This window comes from Ensifer adhaerens (assembly GCF_028993555.1).
GTDB classification, from domain to species: Bacteria; Pseudomonadota; Alphaproteobacteria; order Rhizobiales; family Rhizobiaceae; genus Ensifer; species Ensifer adhaerens_I.
The window spans coordinates 47,062-63,098 of the sequence record NZ_CP118610.1; the positions used below are offsets into that span (position 1 = coordinate 47,062).

15 protein-coding genes are annotated in these 16,037 nt (G+C 62.7%); 10 read left to right on the forward strand and 5 right to left on the reverse strand.

All coding sequences use genetic code 11. From position 1 onward, the window contains the following. The first annotated feature begins 4 nt into the window (after positions 1-4). From ybeY to trmB, 6 genes are all read left to right on the forward strand, one after another. On the forward strand, positions 5-511 hold the full coding sequence (gene ybeY, locus PWG15_RS00230; RefSeq protein ID WP_275022496.1) for an rRNA maturation RNase YbeY: 507 nt from the start codon (positions 5-7) through the stop codon (positions 509-511). A gap of 12 nt (positions 512-523) precedes the next feature. After that, complete coding sequence (locus PWG15_RS00235; protein ID WP_275022499.1) at positions 524-1,687, forward strand: hemolysin family protein; 1,164 nt, start codon at positions 524-526, stop codon at positions 1,685-1,687. A 270-nt stretch (positions 1,688-1,957) separates the two neighbouring features. Further along, the gene (gene lnt / locus PWG15_RS00240; RefSeq protein WP_275022500.1) at positions 1,958-3,553 is read left to right on the forward strand and encodes an apolipoprotein N-acyltransferase; all 1,596 of its coding nucleotides are present in this window, start codon (positions 1,958-1,960) and stop codon (positions 3,551-3,553) included. A gap of 145 nt (positions 3,554-3,698) precedes the next feature. After that, positions 3,699-4,118 (forward strand): helix-turn-helix domain-containing protein, encoded by a 420-nt coding sequence (locus tag PWG15_RS00245; RefSeq protein WP_275022501.1) that lies wholly within the window; start codon positions 3,699-3,701, stop codon positions 4,116-4,118. A gap of 200 nt (positions 4,119-4,318) precedes the next feature. Continuing rightward, positions 4,319-5,587, forward strand: coding sequence for a methionine adenosyltransferase (gene metK, locus PWG15_RS00250; protein WP_275022502.1), 1,269 nt, complete (start codon positions 4,319-4,321; stop codon positions 5,585-5,587). 167 nt (positions 5,588-5,754) lie between these two features. Next, complete coding sequence (trmB, locus tag PWG15_RS00255; RefSeq protein WP_275022503.1) at positions 5,755-6,453, forward strand: tRNA (guanosine(46)-N7)-methyltransferase TrmB; 699 nt, start codon at positions 5,755-5,757, stop codon at positions 6,451-6,453. 166 nt (positions 6,454-6,619) lie between these two features. Here trmB and PWG15_RS00260 read toward each other — a convergent pair whose 3' ends face one another. Beyond that, positions 6,620-6,877 (reverse strand): BQ00720 family protein, encoded by a 258-nt coding sequence (locus tag PWG15_RS00260; protein WP_275022504.1) that lies wholly within the window; start codon positions 6,875-6,877, stop codon positions 6,620-6,622. Positions 6,878-6,924: 47 nt separating this feature from the next. Further along, positions 6,925-7,356: an Hsp20 family protein gene (locus tag PWG15_RS00265; protein ID WP_057248025.1), complete on the reverse strand. Its 432-nt coding sequence runs from the start codon at positions 7,354-7,356 to the stop codon at positions 6,925-6,927. Between the two features lie 266 nt (positions 7,357-7,622). Between PWG15_RS00265 and PWG15_RS00270 the strand changes: the two genes are divergently transcribed. Beyond that, a complete protein-coding gene (locus tag PWG15_RS00270; protein WP_275022506.1) occupies positions 7,623-8,567 on the forward strand; it encodes a nucleoside hydrolase in 945 nt (314 codons plus the stop codon). 74 nt (positions 8,568-8,641) lie between these two features. Here the strand turns inward: PWG15_RS00270 and PWG15_RS00275 are convergent, their stop codons facing one another. The 3 genes from PWG15_RS00275 to PWG15_RS00285 all read right to left on the reverse strand — a co-directional run bounded on the left by PWG15_RS00275 (position 8,642) and on the right by PWG15_RS00285 (position 13,575). Then, positions 8,642-11,041 carry a methyl-accepting chemotaxis protein gene (locus tag PWG15_RS00275; RefSeq protein WP_275022508.1) on the reverse strand — a complete coding sequence of 800 codons (2,400 nt, stop codon included), beginning with the start codon at positions 11,039-11,041 and terminating at the stop codon, positions 8,642-8,644. A 389-nt stretch (positions 11,042-11,430) separates the two neighbouring features. Further along, on the reverse strand, positions 11,431-12,330 hold the full coding sequence (locus PWG15_RS00280) for a ribokinase (RefSeq protein WP_275022509.1): 900 nt from the start codon (positions 12,328-12,330) through the stop codon (positions 11,431-11,433). A 51-nt stretch (positions 12,331-12,381) separates the two neighbouring features. After that, entirely contained in the window at positions 12,382-13,575 is a 1,194-nt protein-coding gene (locus PWG15_RS00285; protein WP_275022510.1) for a DNA recombination protein RmuC, read from the reverse strand. A gap of 151 nt (positions 13,576-13,726) precedes the next feature. On the opposite strand from PWG15_RS00285, the gene def reads away from it, so the two are divergent. From def to truA, 3 genes are all read left to right on the forward strand, one after another. After that, positions 13,727-14,251, forward strand: a complete 525-nt coding sequence (gene def, locus PWG15_RS00290; protein ID WP_275022512.1) for a peptide deformylase — start codon at positions 13,727-13,729, stop codon at positions 14,249-14,251. Positions 14,252-14,356: 105 nt separating this feature from the next. Further along, positions 14,357-15,292, forward strand: a complete 936-nt coding sequence (fmt, locus tag PWG15_RS00295) for a methionyl-tRNA formyltransferase (RefSeq protein WP_275022513.1) — start codon at positions 14,357-14,359, stop codon at positions 15,290-15,292. After that, a complete protein-coding gene (gene truA / locus PWG15_RS00300; RefSeq protein WP_275022514.1) occupies positions 15,292-16,035 on the forward strand; it encodes a tRNA pseudouridine(38-40) synthase TruA in 744 nt (247 codons plus the stop codon). Before fmt ends, truA begins: the two co-directional genes overlap by 1 nt. Positions 16,036-16,037 lie beyond the last annotated feature (2 nt).

The following is a 16,037-nucleotide window of genomic DNA, read 5'->3' on the forward strand; positions in this document are numbered from 1 at the left end:
GATCATGACGGCATTGGACATCCAGATCAGCGTGGAAGAAGGCAATTGGCCCGAGGAAGAGGCATTGCTTGCCTTCTCAGCGCCAGTGCTTGAAGCGGCGGCAGCCTATCTCGCGGCCGAAGAGAAGCAGCCGCTGCCGAAAACGCCGCCGGAACTTTCCCTTGTCTTCACCGACGACGCGTCCATGCGAGCGATCAACGCCGAATGGCGTAATCAGGACAAGCCCACCAATGTGCTGTCCTTTCCCGCCTTCCCGGTGACGCCCGGTACGATGCCCGGGCCGATGCTCGGGGACATCATTGTCGCCCGCGAGACGCTCGAGCGCGAAGCCGTGGAACTCGACAAGTCCTTCGATGCGCATCTGACGCATCTTCTCGTGCATGGATTCCTGCATCTTTTCGGTTATGATCATATGGAAGACGACGAAGCCGAAAGAATGGAAAGCCTGGAGACTCGCATTTTGGCGCGTCTTGGCTTATCTGACCCCTACGGGGATCGTACCCCGGATTAACAGTTTGGACCGATGAGCGATTACAAAACACAGCCCGTCGCGCTGGCGACCGAGGAGGCAGAAGCCTCCGGAGAGGCGGAGGCGGGCAGTAGTAGCACCGCCACTCGACACGAGGGCACGAAATCCACTTCTTCCTTCTGGAGCCGGGCCGCGCGCCTGTTGCGCGGCGCAAGTCCATCGAGCCTGCGCGAGGATCTTGCCGACGCGCTTCAGACCGATGCCGACAGCAATACGGTCTTCTCGCCCGGCGAAAGGGCGATGCTCAACAACATCCTGCGCTTCCGTGAGATCAGGGTCGAGGACGTCATGGTCCCGCGTGCCGATATCGAGGCGGTCGACCAGAGCATCACCATCGGCGAACTGATGGTGATTTTCGAGGAGTCCGGCCGCTCGCGCATGCCGGTCTATAACGAAGGTCTCGATGATCCCCGCGGCATGGTGCACATCCGCGACCTGCTGTCCTACGTCACCAAACAGGCCCGCAACCGTCGCCGCAACGGCAAGGCGCCGGCTGCCGTGACCGCTACAGGCGAAAAGACCGAGAAGGCGCCCCGAACGCCGAAGGCGAGTTTCGATCTTTCGCGCGTCGATCTCGGCAAGTCACTGGAAGAGGCGGGTATCGTCCGCCAGCTCCTGTTCGTGCCGCCATCGATGCTGGCCTCGGACCTGATGCAGCGCATGCAGGCTGCCCGTATCCAGATGGCGCTCGTCATCGACGAATACGGCGGCACCGATGGTCTCGTCTCGCTCGAAGACATCGTCGAGATGGTCGTCGGCGATATCGAGGACGAGCACGACGATGACGAAGTGATGTTCGCCCGCACCTCGGACGATGTTTTCCTCGCCGACGCTCGCGTCGAGCTGGAAGAGATCGCAGCGGCGATCGGCCCCGATTTCGACGTGCGCGAGCAACTCGAAGACGTCGATACGCTCGGCGGTCTGATCTTTGCCTCGCTCGGCCGCATCCCGGTGCGCGGCGAGGTCGTCCAGGCCATTCCGGGCTTCGAATTCCAGATCCTCGACGCCGACCCGCGTCGCGTGAAACGCGTGCGCATCATGCGCAAGCGCCCGCCGGCGCGCCGTCGCTTGCGGCCGGAGGGTGAAACCGTTCCGGAGGCGGTTACCGCCAATCGTGGAAACGGCGCCGCACCTTCCGGAGCAACGGCCGACGAGTAATGGCCGCTCAGCCTCCGTGCACGTTTCCAAGTGCGCGGAGCAGAGTGCGCGGGGCAGATGCCTGCCACCCATCCGCTTGACGTCTCCTGACTTGAACGAAGTTCGAGAGGACCCTCGGCCATTTGCCGGTTCCGGCACACGTGCCTTCCGCAGCCAAATCCGCCCCCGAAGGGGACAAGCAGCCGGTTTTTTGGAACACTGGCGCGGATTGATTCGGTTGTTGTTTCGCTCCGGCGCCGTGGCTAGCGGCCGGGATCGACTGGAGGCTGCATGGTAAGACTGGCTGGCAGAGTGATGCTTCTCTCCGGTTTCCCGAGGGTGTTGCTCGCGTTCTTCGCGGGACTTCTCGCAGTTCTGGCGCAACCGCCCTTCGGCATCTTTGCCTTTGCTTTCGTCGCCTTCCCGATCCTCGTCTGGCTGCTCGACGGCGCGACCGGAAATCCGGATGGCGGCATCGTCAGGCGGCTCTGGCCGGCGGCGGCGATCGGCTGGTGGTTCGGCTTCGGCTATTTCCTCGGCGGTCTCTGGTGGCTCGGCAACGCGCTCCTGGTGGAGGCTGACGAATTCGCCTGGGCATTGCCGCTCGCTGTCGTCGGTCTTCCGGCCTTCCTGGCGCTCTTTTACGCGCTCGCGACCCTTGTCGCGCGCCTGTTCTGGTCCGATGGTGTCGGGCGGATTGCGGCGCTTGCGCTGGCCTTCGGCCTTTGCGAATGGCTGCGGAGCTTCCTCTTCAGCGGATTTCCCTGGAATGCCATCGGCTATGCGGCGATGCCGATGCCGCTGATGATGCAGTCTGCAAGCGTCGTCAATCTTGCAACCATCAACATGCTGGCGGTCTTCGTCTTCGCGGCACCCGCACTACTTGCCACCGGCAGGGGCAGCCGGATCGGCCTCGCCGCCGCACTCGTCCTCTTCACGGCGCACGTCGGCTTCGGCTTCTATCGCCTGGCACAGCCGGCTCCAGCGGCGGCGGAGCCGCCGCTAACGGTCCGTCTCGTCCAGCCGGTAATCGACCAGGCGAAAAAGCTCGACGACCGCGAGCGTGCGGCAGTCTTCGAGGAGCATCTTTCGCTCACCACTGCCGCACCCGAAAACGGCGGCAAACGCCCGGACATCATTGTCTGGCCCGAGACGTCGATCCCCTTCATCCTCACCGACAATCCGGACGCCCTGGCGCGCATCGCCGAGGCGCTCGAGGACGATCAGATCCTCATCGCCGGTGCAGTGCGTGCCGAGGATGCGGGCGCCGGCCTGCCGCCGCGCTACTACAACTCGATCTATGTCATCGATGGTCGCGGTCAGATCGTCGGCGCCGCCGACAAGGTGCATCTCGTCCCCTTTGGCGAGTATCTGCCGTTCGAGGAGGTGCTGTCGTCCTGGGGCCTGAGTTCCGTCGCCGCCTCCATGCCGGGCGGTTTTTCGGCGGCAAGGAGCCGCTCGCTGATGACGTTGCCCGGCGGCAGGACACTCTATCCGCTGGTCTGCTACGAGGCGATCTTCCCTGACGAGATCGACGGGGCCGCGCGCACGGCGGACGCGCTGCTCAACATCACCAACGATGCCTGGTTCGGCGACACGCCAGGTCCGCGCCAGCATTTCCATCAGGCACAACTGCGCGCCGTCGAGACCGGAATACCCCTTATCCGTGCAGCCAACAGCGGTATATCAGCAATTGTTGATGCACGTGGGGTTTTAATGGTAGGATTGTCCTACAATTATAGGGGAGTGGTCGACACACTTCTGCCGGGAAAGATGCCTACGCCTTTGGACGACGCTACGCGAAGCCGAATCTTCTGGCTGAGTGCACTCTTCCTCCTTCTGGTTGCAGTGTTTTCGCGTGTTGGTTTTAATATTAGGAAGAATTGACCTAAAACCCCTAAAATTGCATAGTGGTCCGCACCATCGTCCTTGTTGTGGCGGCTTTGTCGTATCACCGTGGCGGTCACCCCGGTGAGCGTTGCGTCATGCCGGGCGGTGGATCAAACGAAACAGCGTGTTTGGGAACGCAGATATGATCGAAAACAAAAAGAAGCCGAACCCGATCGACATTCATGTCGGTAGTCGGATTCGTCTTCGCCGCACGATGCTTGGCATGAGCCAGGAGAAGCTCGGCGAAAGTCTGGGGATCACCTTTCAGCAGATTCAGAAGTACGAGAAGGGCACGAACCGCGTCGGCGCGAGCCGGTTGCAGAACATTTCGGGCATTCTGAACGTTCCGGTTTCCTTCTTCTTCGAAGATGCGCCGGGTGAAAGCACCTCCGGTCAACCCGGCATGGCGGAAGCGTCCAGCTCCAACTACGTTGTGGATTTCCTTTCGTCTTCCGAAGGGCTGCAACTCAACCGTGCCTTCGTCAAGATCACGGATCCGAAGGTTCGTCGCCGTCTCGTCGATCTCGTCAAGGCACTCGCTGCGGAAGCGGAAAGCGAATAGTTCCAACGTTCCTCGTCGGGACTTGAAAACAAAGCGGCCTTTGTGCCGCTTTTTTCATGCGCGCTTTTCTCCGGGCGCACCAAAGTGATTGGCTCCGATGGTGATATAAAGATATATTTATGTCGTTGTGCGCTTGTTTTTCGGGCGCAAAACCACTAACACCATGCCAGCGCTTTTTCTTCATTGAGGGGACTTCCCGCATGCGTGCAAACTACCTGTTCACGAGTGAATCCGTAGCCGAAGGTCATCCGGACAAGGTGTGTGACCGTATCTCCGACGAGATCGTGGACCTGGTCTACCGCGAAGCGGCCAAGACCGGTGTCGACCCGTGGGGCGTTCGCATCGCCTGCGAAACGCTGGCGACCACCAACCGCGTCGTCATCGCCGGCGAAGTGCGCCTGCCGCCGAGCCTTCTGAAAAAGGACAAGGACGGCAACGAGGTCATCAACCCCTCGAAATTCAAGTCTGCCGCCCGCAAGGCGATCCGCGAGATCGGCTATGAGCAGGACGGGTTCCACTGGAAGACGGCGAAGATCGACGTGCTTCTGCACTTCCAGTCCGCCCACATCGCACAGGGCGTCGACAGCGCTGCCGACAAGCAGGGCGAAGAGGGTGCCGGCGACCAGGGCATCATGTTCGGCTACGCCTGCCGTGAGACCGCCGAACTCATGCCGGCGCCGATCTACTACTCGCACCGCATCCTCAATCTGCTCGCCGCCGCCCGCAAGAAGGGCGAAGGCGAAGTCGCCAAGCTCGGCCCGGACGCCAAGAGCCAGGTGACCGTGCGCTACGTCGACGGCAAGCCGTCGGAAGTCACCTCGATCGTTCTGTCGACGCAGCATCTCGATGACACCTGGGATTCCACCAAGGTTCGCTCGGTTGTCGAGCCCTATATCCGCGAAGCGCTCGATGATCTGAAGATCGCCGACGACTGCACCTGGTACATCAACCCGACCGGCAAGTTCGTCATCGGTGGCCCGGACGGCGACGCCGGCCTCACCGGCCGCAAGATCATCGTCGACACCTATGGTGGCGCGGCGCCCCATGGTGGCGGCGCATTCTCGGGCAAGGACACGACCAAGGTCGACCGTTCGGCAGCCTATGCTGCGCGCTACCTTGCGAAGAACGTGGTTGCTGCCGGTCTTGCCGATCGTTGCACGATCCAGCTCTCCTACGCCATCGGCGTTGCCCAGCCGCTGTCGATCTATGTCGATCTGCACGGCACCGGCAAGGTCTCGGAAGACCAGGTCGAGCAGGCCATCCGCAAGACGATGGACCTGTCGCCGTCTGGCATTCGCCGTCACCTCGACCTCAACAAGCCGATCTACGCCAAGACGTCCGCTTACGGCCACTTCGGCCGCAAGGCTGGCCGCGATGGTTCCTTCTCCTGGGAGAAGCTCGACCTGGTGAAGCCGCTGAAGGCCGCAATCGAGCAGAGCGGCGCCGTCAACGGCCGCGCGGCCGCCTAAGGCTGGCTCTGGCGCGGTGCCACACCGCGCATTGAAGATAACGCAGTGGCCTGCTATCAGGCGCTTGCGAATTTCAGGGCGGGCGCTCCGGCAAGGAGCGCCCGCTTCGTTCATTTTGATTTTGGGTTGGCTTGATCCGGGATCAGCGTGACCAAGGGACAAACGACATGACCGAACCGCGCCGTGCCAGAGCAACCGAGGCCTTTTTTGGCCGCCGCAAGGGCAAGCCTTTGCGCGAGCGGCAGACGGCGCATCTGGAAACCGTGCTGCCGACGCTGAAGCTCGACCTGTCGAGCGCGGCACCTGCGGAATTGAAAGCGTTGTTTCCCGAGGGTGTCGAGCGCATCCGGCTGGAAATCGGCTTCGGTGGCGGCGAACATCTGATCCACCGCGCGGCCGAGACGCCCTCGACCGGTTTTATTGGCGTCGAACCCTTCGTCAATTCCATGGCCAAACTCGTCGGCCACATCGAGGATCGCGGTGTCAGCAACATCCGCCTTTATGACGACGACGCTACGCAGGTCCTCGACTGGCTGCCGGCCGCTTCCGTCGACCAGATCGACCTGCTCTATCCGGACCCGTGGCCGAAGCGCAAACACTGGAAGCGCCGCTTCGTCTCCAAGGTCAACCTTGATCGCTTTGCGCGCGTGCTGAAGCCGGGCGGGCTGTTCTGCTTCGCCTCGGATATCGATACCTATGTCAACTGGACGCTGTTGCATTGCCGCGATCACGCGGCCTTCGAATGGACGGCGCAGAAGGCAGCCGACTGGCTGACGCCGTACGAGGGGTGGCCGAGCACACGCTACGAGGCCAAGGCACGCCGGGAAGGCCGGAGCTCCGCCTATCTCACCTTCCGCCGCGTCTAAGCAATTCCAGGAAAAGTGCGAAGCGGTCTTCCGTTCGGAATTGCGGCAAGTCCAAGTCAATTCCAGGAAAAGTGCGAAGCGGTTTTCCGTTCGGAATTGCGACGCTGAATACAGAGCGGCGGCTTCATTCAGCACTTTAGTTCCGCCGTCAGCGACGGCAGCCTGATCAATGCAGGGTGACCGTCTTCAGGTCATCCTCGGCGGCCTTGAAGAAGGTGCTGGAACGATTGTCGGTCAGGAGGATCGGCGTTCCGTCGGCGCCGAAGAGCGCCCAGAGATCAATGCCTGGTCTCATCTCGGGTGCTTCCGGGAAGCAGCGCGAGACTTCTTCCGAACGCATTTTCCGGATGTAGCCGATTTCGCCTTCGCCGAGATGTGCGAGGTCGTTCTTCGACAGTGATGAGCTGATGGCTTTCAGTCCCATGGTGGTACTCCGTGGTCGCCGGCCAGGGGAGAATCCCGCCGGTTATCCTACTCTGGGACTGAAATGTTAATTTTCTTTACCATACGCACCGGTTCGGGACGAACGAGGTCGACGGAGAGCAAGCCGTTGCGCAGCTCGGCGCCGAGAACTTTCATGCCGTCGGCCAGAACGAAGGTGCGTTGGAACTGGCGTGCAGCGATACCGCGGTGCAGGTACTCGCGATCGCCGTTGTCGACCTGGCGGCCGCGGATGACGAGCTGATTTTCTTCGGTGGTGACTTCGAGGTCTTCTTCGGAAAACCCGGCCACGGCAAGCGTGATCCTCAGCCGCTCGGGTGCGTCTACGGCCGCATCCCCGCGGATGCGCTCGATATTGTAGGGCGGGTATCCGTCATTGCCCTTGGCGATGCGCTCAAGGGTCTTTTCCATCGTATCGAAACCCAGCAGGAGCGGGCTCGTAAAGGGCGTAATTCGGCTCATTCTTCAAGTCCTTGCGAGATCAAGCGACCGTTGTTCGGACCTGCTCAGCAGCATCCTTCCCGCAATATGGTAGCTGTGCGCAATGAGTGCAAGCCGCTTGCCTCGGACGTGCACGCAAATCATAGTCCGCTCTCACAGAATCCCGGAGTGGGACGCGGAGGGCGCATGCGACGCTACCTCGTATTCGCTCGGGTACATTGAAATCGATCGCGCCTGGCTTTGGGTCGGGTCGACCCATCCAAACGTGATCCAGGGAGGACGAGAGAGTGCCCGCGCCGAGAAAGATAATCATAGACACCGATCCCGGGCAGGACGATGCCGCCGCCATCATGCTCGCTTTCGGCAGTCCGGAAGAGATCGACCTGCTCGGCATCACCACGGTCGCCGGCAACGTGCCGCTGGCCTTGACGGCCCGCAACGCACGCATTCTCTGCGAGCTTTGCGACCGGCCGAAGGTCCGGGTGTTCTCCGGTGCCGACAAGCCGATCGCCCGTCCGCTGGTGACCGCCGAGCACGTGCACGGCAAGACGGGCCTCGACGGCCCGACGCTTGACGAGCCGACGATGAAACTCGAGGAGCAACATGCGGTCGACTTCATCGTCGAGACGCTGCGCAACGAGGCAGAGGGCACGGTGACGCTCTGCACGCTGGGACCGCTCACCAACATCGCGCTCGCGCTTCAGAAGGCGCCCGAGATTGCGCCGCGGGTGAAGGATCTGGTGATGATGGGCGGCGGCTTCTTTGAAGGCGGCAACATCACGCCGGCGGCCGAGTTCAATATCTATGTCGATCCGGAGGCCGCCGATATCGTTTTCCGATCGGGCATTCCGATCGTGATGATGCCGCTCGATGTCACCCATCGCGTGCTCACGCACAAGGCACGGGTGCAGAAGATCCGCGACATCGGCAGCCGCCCGGCGATCGCCATGGCCGAGATGCTCGAATTCTTCGAGCGCTTCGACATCGAGAAATACGGCACCGATGGCGGCCCGCTGCACGACCCGACGGTCATTGCCTATCTGCTGCGCCCTGAACTGTTTACGGGCCGGGATTGCAATGTCGAGATCGAAGCCAAGTCGCCACTGACGGCGGGCATGACCGTCGTCGACTGGTGGCAGGTCACCGGCCGCCCGCACAACGCCAAGGTCATGCGTTTCGTCGACGATCAGGGCTTTTTCGATCTGTTGACCGAGCGGCTGGCGCGCATCTGAGCCTGCGCTCGAACATCATGCTGCAAACAAAAACGGCGCCCCGAGGGGCGCCGTTTCTTTTCTCGATCCGTTGATCAGAACTCTTCCCAATTGTCCTGGGCAAGCGCATTGGCGCCCGAGGTCTGGGTGAGCACCCGCTGCGTCGAGGCCGAGTAGCTGCTTCGTGCCGGGGCTGCCGCCGGAGCTGGCCGCGCCTCGCGGACCGGTGCCGGCGTCGGGCGTTCTGCCGCCCGCATGCGTTCGGCGGTGCCGCGCAGCATCTCCGACGAGGAAGGCTGGGCCGACGTTGTAGCCTGGGCGACGCGGAAACGGGCGACCAGCGCATTGAGCGTCCGGGCCTCTTCGTTGAGCGCCATGCCGGCGGCTGTCGTCTCTTCGACCATGGCGGCGTTCTGCTGGGTCACCTGGTCCATCTGGTTGACGGCCGAGTTGATCTCCTTGAGGCCGACGGCCTGCTCTGAGGCCGAGCTCGAGATCTGGCGGATGAGGCCGTTGATCTGAACGACCTGCTCGGCGATCTTCTCGAGCGCGCCGCCAGCCTTGCCGACGAGGTCGACGCCTTCGCGCACCTGGCCGGCCGAGGTGTTGATCAGCGTCTTGATCTCCTTGGCGGCATTGGCGGAGCGTTGGGCAAGCTCGCGGACTTCCTGGGCGACCACGGCAAAACCCTTGCCGGCTTCGCCTGCGCGGGCCGCTTCGACGCCGGCATTCAGTGCCAGCAGGTTGGTCTGGAAGGCGATTTCGTCGATGACGCCGATGATGCGGCTGACCTCGTGCGACGACTGCTCGATGCCCTTCATCGCGGCAATCGCCTTCTGCACCACTTCGCCCGACTGTCCGGCATCGCTGCTGGCCGCCTCCACAGATTTCGCGGCGACCTTGGCGTTTTCGGCGCTGGCGTTGACCTGTGATGTCAGCTCGTCGAGCGCTGCTGCGGTCTCTTCCAGGCTTGCTGCCTGCTGTTCGGTGCGGTGCGACAGGTCGTTGGCGGCGCTGCTGATTTCGCTCGTGCCGTTGCCGATGTTGACGACCGAATGGTTGACGGTGCGGATCGTCTCTTCGAGGCTTTCCATCGTCGCGTTGAAGTCGCGCTTGAGCTGGGCATATTCGCCCGGGAACTCGTCCGTGATGCGGAAGGCGAGATCGCCTGACGAGAGATGCGACAGGCCTTTGCCGAGGCGGGCGACGATGTCGCGCTGCAAGGCGCTGCTCTCGGCGCGCTCGGTTTCCGACCGGCCGCGTTCGCGCTCGGCCTGTTCGCGCTCATGGCGGGCTTCGCCTTCAAGACGCTTGGTGTCGGCAAGCTGGTGGCGGAAGCCTTCCAGCGCCTTGGCGACTTCGCCGGTTTCGTCGGAGCGCTCTTGCCCTGCGATCGCCTTGGTGTAGTCGCCATGGCTGAGGCTGTTCACGTCCTTGACGAGGGCGGAAAGCGGCTTCTGAACGAAGCCGCGCACGGCGAGGTAGAGACCGAGCAGCACGGCGCCGAGTACGACGAGGCCGCCGACGATCATCATGTAGGTCTGGTCCTTGACCGGCGCATTGATCGCCGAGCGCGGTACGTCGACAAGCACAACCCAGCTCGTGTTCACGCCCGAAAGCGCGAACGGATAGACGAGGCGATCGAAGGGTTCGTTGCCGTCGTAGGAAAGGTTGGAAATGACACCCGGCTTGCTGGAAGCAAGCGCGTTCTTGACGATGTCGTTGCCTTCGCCGTCATAGTCCTTGAGCAGCAATTCCGGGATCGGCGCGACCAGCCACTTGCCGCTCTGCGACAACAGGTAGACGCGGCCGGTGTCGAACGGCTTCAGCTTCGCAAGGCCCTCGGCCAGCGAGGCGAGCGAGATGTCGACGCCGGAGACGCCGATCAGCTTGCCGCCGGACATGACGGGGTAGGCGATCGAGCTCATCGCGGTCGGAACATCGGTACCTTCAGCCGTATAGGGCTGGGTGATCGCACCCTTGCCGCTCTTGGCCGCAAGCGCATACCACTCGGCCGGATAATCGGCCTTGAAGGTGGAGTACTGGATCTCGTTGTTGCGGGTCTTCGACCAATAGGGCGTGAAGATGCCGAGGTCGTTGCCGCCCAGTTCCTTGTTGTTGACCACATCTTCCTGGCGGCCGTCGAAGGCTTTGGGCTCTTCGGCGAACCAACTGCCGAAGGCGAAGGGGTTCTGCTCCAGGTTCGCCCTCAGAACATTGATCACCCCGGTGCGTTCCATCGACTTTTCGGCATGTGCCCGGCCGATGACGCCGGCCATCGAGCGGGCAGCGCTTGCAAGCTCGCCCACGTCGCCTGCGATGTCGGAGGCGATCGCGCGGGCTTCGCCATTTGCCTGTTCGAGGACCAGCGTTTCCACACGGTCCTGGGTCTGGGAGATGAGAACGAAATTCGAGGCGAGCAGGACAAGTGCAATCGTGCCGCCTGTCACCGCGATCAGTTTGGTCGCCAGCGATTTGGCTTGGAACTTGAACATGAAATCCTCACGTGCTGGGAGGTCCGCCGGCTTTCGCCTGCGGTGGACGCATTTCGCAATGGGGGTGAACTCCATCATGGAGCGTCAGATGCCGACCGGCATGTCGGAGACAACCGGGTCATGTCGACCGGCTTTCTCAGGGTCCTGAATAGACTGGAGAATCTTAAAATTGGGCCAACGCCAGCGCTAATTCACGCGTCGCTTTGATAAAATTACACGCAAAGTTTTATCTCCGCGACATCTGCTGTCCGGATTGCGCAAGCGGTGATTTCGAGAGGGTGGAAACGCGCGGCGGCAGAGAGCCGGCAAGAAAATGCGGGCGATTTCCGCCCGCATCAGATGTCCTTTGGGGTCTGTCACGGGTCGCTCCGACCCGTGGTTATCGCGATCTAGATACGCGACGCCACTTCCGAGGAAAGCGGGATCGAGGGCTGGGCACCACTCTTCAGGCAGGCGAGTGAGCCGGCGACGGCCGCGCGGCGCAGCGCGTCGGCAAAGGCAATGCCAGCGTCGAGGCTGGCGGCAAGATAGCCGCAGAAGGTGTCGCCGGCGCCGACGGTGTCGACCGGCTCGATCTTCAGGCCCTTGGCACGCTGGATCTGGCCTTCATGCACGGCCACGACGCCTTCGGCGCCGAGCGTGACGATGACCGTTTGGCCGGTCTCGGCGTGAAGCGCCTTCATCGCATCTTCCCGCTCAGCGCTGCTGATGCCGCTCTTGCCGGCAAGCAGCTCGAATTCGGTTTCATTGGCAATGACGATGTCGGCCATGCGTCCAAGGCGGGCCGCATCCGGGGTCAGCGGCGCGATGTTGATGACCGAACGCACGCCCTTTTGTTTGGCCTCAGTCAGCGCTTTTTCGACGGACGCGGCCGGAATTTCGAGTTGCAGCATCAGCGTGTCGCCGGGCGTCATCCCATCGACCGCCTTCACCGCATCGGCCTCATTGACGGTTGCATTGGCACTGGCGACGACGACGATGACATTCTCGCCGTCACCGCCGACCAGGATATGCGCGGTGCCGGTCGGCTCATTCACCGTCTTGGTCAGCGACAGGTCGGTGCCAGCACCCTTCAGCAGTTCCAGCGCACCTTCGGCGAAGCTGTCGGCGCCGACGGCACCCGCCATCTGCACCGTCGCGCCGGCACGCCGTGCGGCTAGCGCCTGGTTTGCGCCCTTGCCGCCCGCGGCGGTCGAAAAGCCCGTTCCGGCAACGGTCTCGCCCGGCTTCGGAAGGCGTGCGGTCGTGGCGATCAGGTCCATGTTGATGGACCCAAAAACAGTAATCATGTGAGAATGTCCCGTCGGATTGCAAAGTGGGCCGGAGAGTGCCCGACTGCGTCAGTCCTCGTCAACCACCCGCAGGCGCAATTGCCCGACGCGATTGTCGACGGCGGCACGCGGGTCGCTTGCCTCTCGCGTGCCCCCCTCGGCCTGGAGTTCGAGTGCCTCGATCTTGGCGCCGCGCCGGGAGAGCTTGCTGGAGGAGACAAGAATGTCCTCGACGTCCTTCTGGCTCATGGCGAAGTGGCCCTGAAGCTTGCGCACGCGTTCGTCAAGGCGGCTGAGGTCCTCCATCAGCCTTCCGACTTCGCCCTGGATCAGATGCGCCTGTTCACGCATGCGGGCATCCTTGAGGATCGCCTGGATCACCTGGATCGACAGCAAGAGCAAGGAGGGCGAGACGATGACGATCCGCTGGCGATGCGCTTTCTGTACGATCGCCTCGAAATGCTCGTGGATGTCGGCGAAGATTGATTCCGAGGGGACGAAGAGGAAGGCGGTATCCTGCGTCTCGCCCGCAATTAGGTACTTGCTGGCGATGTCGCGAACATGTGTCTCCATATCGCGGCGGAAGAGTTGCGCGATCTGCTGCCGACGCTCAGGGGTCTCCGCGTCGCGCATCGCGTTCCAGGCTTCGAGCGGAAACTTGGCGTCGATGACCAGCGGCGGCTGGCCGTTCGGCATGCGGATGGTGCAGTCGGGCCGCGCGCCGTTCGAAAGCGTCGTCTGGAATTCGAAGGCGCCGATCGGCAGCCCGTCGGCGATGATCGCCTCCATGCGTGACTGGCCAAACGCACCGCGCGTCTGCTTGTTGGAAAGGATCGCCTGCAGCCCGGCCATGTCCTTGGCGAGCGACTGGATGTTGTTCTGGGCGGTGTCGATGACAGCCAGCCGCTCCTGCAGCCGTCTGAGGTTCTCGTGCGTCGCCTTGGTCTGCTCGGTGATCGAGGCACCGAGCCTATGGGTCATGCCGTCGATGCGCTGACCGAGCGTCTGGTTAAGCTCCGCCTGTCGTGCGCCGAAAACCTCGGCCATGGCGGCGACCCGCCCTTGCATCTCCGTCTGGGCGGCAAGCAGCATCGCCATCTGTTCCTGCCGTTCCTCGTCACGGGTATCCCGCCGCCGCGAAAACGCCATCAGGACAGCAACGACGACCACAAGGCCGGCGGCAATTGCAAGATGGCCCAGAGTGATCGGCAATGTGCCGACGAAAAACAGCGGCTGGGCGAAGGGAAGGGGCGCAGGTTCCATGCGCTAAACCTAACAGATTCTTTGATTATGGATAGATCAAAACAAGAACATCTGCCGCGCTCAGCGAACGCGACCGGCGACAGCGGCGGGGGCTGGTGGTGGCAAGGCAATTTTCTTGCACGCCGATGGAAAGATCGGCTATGGGAGCAGCATGACGATCAAGCCGCTTATCATCCTTCCCGATCCTGTGCTTCGCCAGGTTTCCTCGCCGATCGAGACCATCGACGCGGACGTCCGCCGTCTGGCCGACGACATGCTCGAAACCATGTACGATGCCCCCGGCATCGGCCTTGCCGCCATTCAGATCGGCGTTGCCCGGCGCATGCTGGTGCTCGACGTGTCGAAGGAAGGCGACGAGAAGACCCCGCTCGTCTTCATCAATCCCGAGATCGTCGCTTCGTCCGATGCCCGCTCGGTCTACGAGGAAGGCTGCCTGTCGATCCCCGATTTTTACGCCGAGGTTGAACGCCCCGCGTCGATCACCGTCAAGCATCTCGACCGGGACGGCAAGCAACAGGTGATCGAGGCCGACGGTCTGCTTGCCACCTGCCTGCAGCATGAGATCGACCACTTGAACGGAGTGCTGTTCATCGATCACATCTCCAAGCTCAAGCGCGACATGGTGATCCGCAAGTTCACCAAGGCCGCCAAGACGCGCGGCGCGAAGGCGATCTGAACTGCCGGTCGCAGACGAAGTCCGACAAATCGCGCGAAGGGCTTGATTTGAAGGCGGGAAACCCGTTTGAAGGGGCCTGATTTCAAAAGGACGGAGTAAGCCGCCTTGTCGCTTCGCATCATCTTCATGGGCACGCCGGAATTTTCGGTGCCGACACTCGCAGCGCTTGCCGAAGCCGGCCATCAGATTGTCGCCGTCTATACGCAGCCCCCGCGACCAGGCGGCCGTCGTGGGCTCGACCTGCAGAAGTCGCCGGTGCATCAGGCGGCCGAGTTGCTCGGCATTCCCGTGCTGACGCCGGTCAACTTCAAGGACGAGGCGGATCGCCAGACCTTCCGCGATTTCGATGCCGATGTTGCCGTCGTCGTCGCCTATGGTCTGCTGCTGCCCGAAGCGATCCTCACCGGCACCAAGCTCGGCTGCTATAACGGCCACGCCTCACTCCTGCCGCGCTGGCGCGGTGCTGCCCCCATCCAGCGCGCGATCATGGCCGGGGATCACGAGACCGGCATGATGGTGATGAAGATGGACAAGGGGCTGGACACCGGCCCCGTTGCACTGACCAAGGCTGTTGAGATCGGCGAGACCATGACCGGCGGCGAGCTGCACGACCGGCTGATGCAGATTGGCGCCACACTGATGAAGGAAGCGATGGCCAAGCTCGAAGCCGGCGACCTGTCGTTGACGGCGCAGCCGGAAGAGGGCGTTGTCTACGCGGCGAAGATCAGCAAGACGGAAACCCGCATCGATTTCGCCCGTTCTGCCCGCGAGGTCCATGACCATATCCGCGGCCTGTCGCCATTCCCGGGCGCCTGGTTCGAACTCGAAATCGCCGGCAAGCCGGAACGCATCAAGGTTCTCAATTCCGAACTCGCCTCGGGCTCCGGCACGCCCGGCACGGTGCTCGACGACAATCTCGCGATTGCCTGCAGCGACGGTGCCGTGCACCTCACGCGCCTGCAGCGCGCCGGCGGCAAGGCGCTTGGTGCCGCCGATTTCCTGCGTGGAACGCCGGTTGCTGCCGGCACGAGGATCGGCTGATGCCACGGTTCAAACTGACCGTCGAATATGACGGCTCGGATTATGTCGGCTGGCAACGGCAGGACAACGGCCAGTCGGTGCAGGGCGCCATCGAAAAGGCGATCCTGTCCCTGACCGGCGAGACCGTTTCGATCCGCGGCGCCGGCCGAACGGACTCGGGCGTGCACGCCAGCGGCCAGGTCATGCATGCCGATCTCACCCGTCCGTGGAAGCCCTATACGCTGCGCAACGCGCTGAACGCGCATCTGGGTCTTGCGGGCGAGCGTGTGGCGATCCTCGAGGCCGAGGAAGTGTCGCAGGAATTCGACGCGCGCTTCTCGGCTCTTCGCCGGCACTATCTCTATCGCATCATTTCACGGCCTGCGCCGTTGGCGCTCGAAGCCAGGCGTGCCTGGTGGGTGCCGAAGCCGCTCGACCATGAGGCTATGCACGAAGGCGCGCAACGGCTCGTCGGCCATCACGATTTTACCACCTTCCGTTCCGCCCATTGCCAGGCAACGAGCCCGGTGCGTACGCTTGATCGGCTGGACGTTGCCCTTGTTGCCGGCGTCATCGAAATCCGCGCGACGGCGCAGAGCTTCCTGCACAACCAGATCCGCTCCTTCGCCGGCTCGCTGAAGCTGGTGGGCGAGAGCAAGTGGACACCCGACGACCTGCAGGCCGCACTCGAAGCGCGCGACCGCAAGGCCTGCGGACCTGTCGCGCCGCCCGATGGGCTCTACTTCCTGCAAGTGGATTATTGAAT

What these genes read in the sequence shown, in the direction of transcription:
- ybeY (WP_275022496.1), top strand. Translation starts at nt 5, where the DNA reads ATGACGGCATTGGACATCCAGATCAGCGTGGAAGAAGGCAATTGGCCC.
- PWG15_RS00235 (WP_275022499.1), top strand. Translation starts at nt 524, where the DNA reads ATGAGCGATTACAAAACACAGCCCGTCGCGCTGGCGACCGAGGAGGCA.
- lnt (WP_275022500.1), top strand. Translation starts at nt 1,958, where the DNA reads ATGGTAAGACTGGCTGGCAGAGTGATGCTTCTCTCCGGTTTCCCGAGG.
- PWG15_RS00245 (WP_275022501.1), top strand. Translation starts at nt 3,699, where the DNA reads ATGATCGAAAACAAAAAGAAGCCGAACCCGATCGACATTCATGTCGGT.
- metK (WP_275022502.1), top strand. Translation starts at nt 4,319, where the DNA reads ATGCGTGCAAACTACCTGTTCACGAGTGAATCCGTAGCCGAAGGTCAT.
- trmB (WP_275022503.1), top strand. Translation starts at nt 5,755, where the DNA reads ATGACCGAACCGCGCCGTGCCAGAGCAACCGAGGCCTTTTTTGGCCGC.
- PWG15_RS00260 (WP_275022504.1), bottom strand. Translation starts at nt 6,877, where the DNA reads ATGGGACTGAAAGCCATCAGCTCATCACTGTCGAAGAACGACCTCGCA.
- PWG15_RS00265 (WP_057248025.1), bottom strand. Translation starts at nt 7,356, where the DNA reads ATGAGCCGAATTACGCCCTTTACGAGCCCGCTCCTGCTGGGTTTCGAT.
- PWG15_RS00275 (WP_275022508.1), bottom strand. Translation starts at nt 11,041, where the DNA reads ATGTTCAAGTTCCAAGCCAAATCGCTGGCGACCAAACTGATCGCGGTG.
- PWG15_RS00280 (WP_275022509.1), bottom strand. Translation starts at nt 12,330, where the DNA reads ATGATTACTGTTTTTGGGTCCATCAACATGGACCTGATCGCCACGACC.
- PWG15_RS00285 (WP_275022510.1), bottom strand. Translation starts at nt 13,575, where the DNA reads ATGGAACCTGCGCCCCTTCCCTTCGCCCAGCCGCTGTTTTTCGTCGGC.
- def (WP_275022512.1), top strand. Translation starts at nt 13,727, where the DNA reads ATGACGATCAAGCCGCTTATCATCCTTCCCGATCCTGTGCTTCGCCAG.
- truA (WP_275022514.1), top strand. Translation starts at nt 15,292, where the DNA reads ATGCCACGGTTCAAACTGACCGTCGAATATGACGGCTCGGATTATGTC.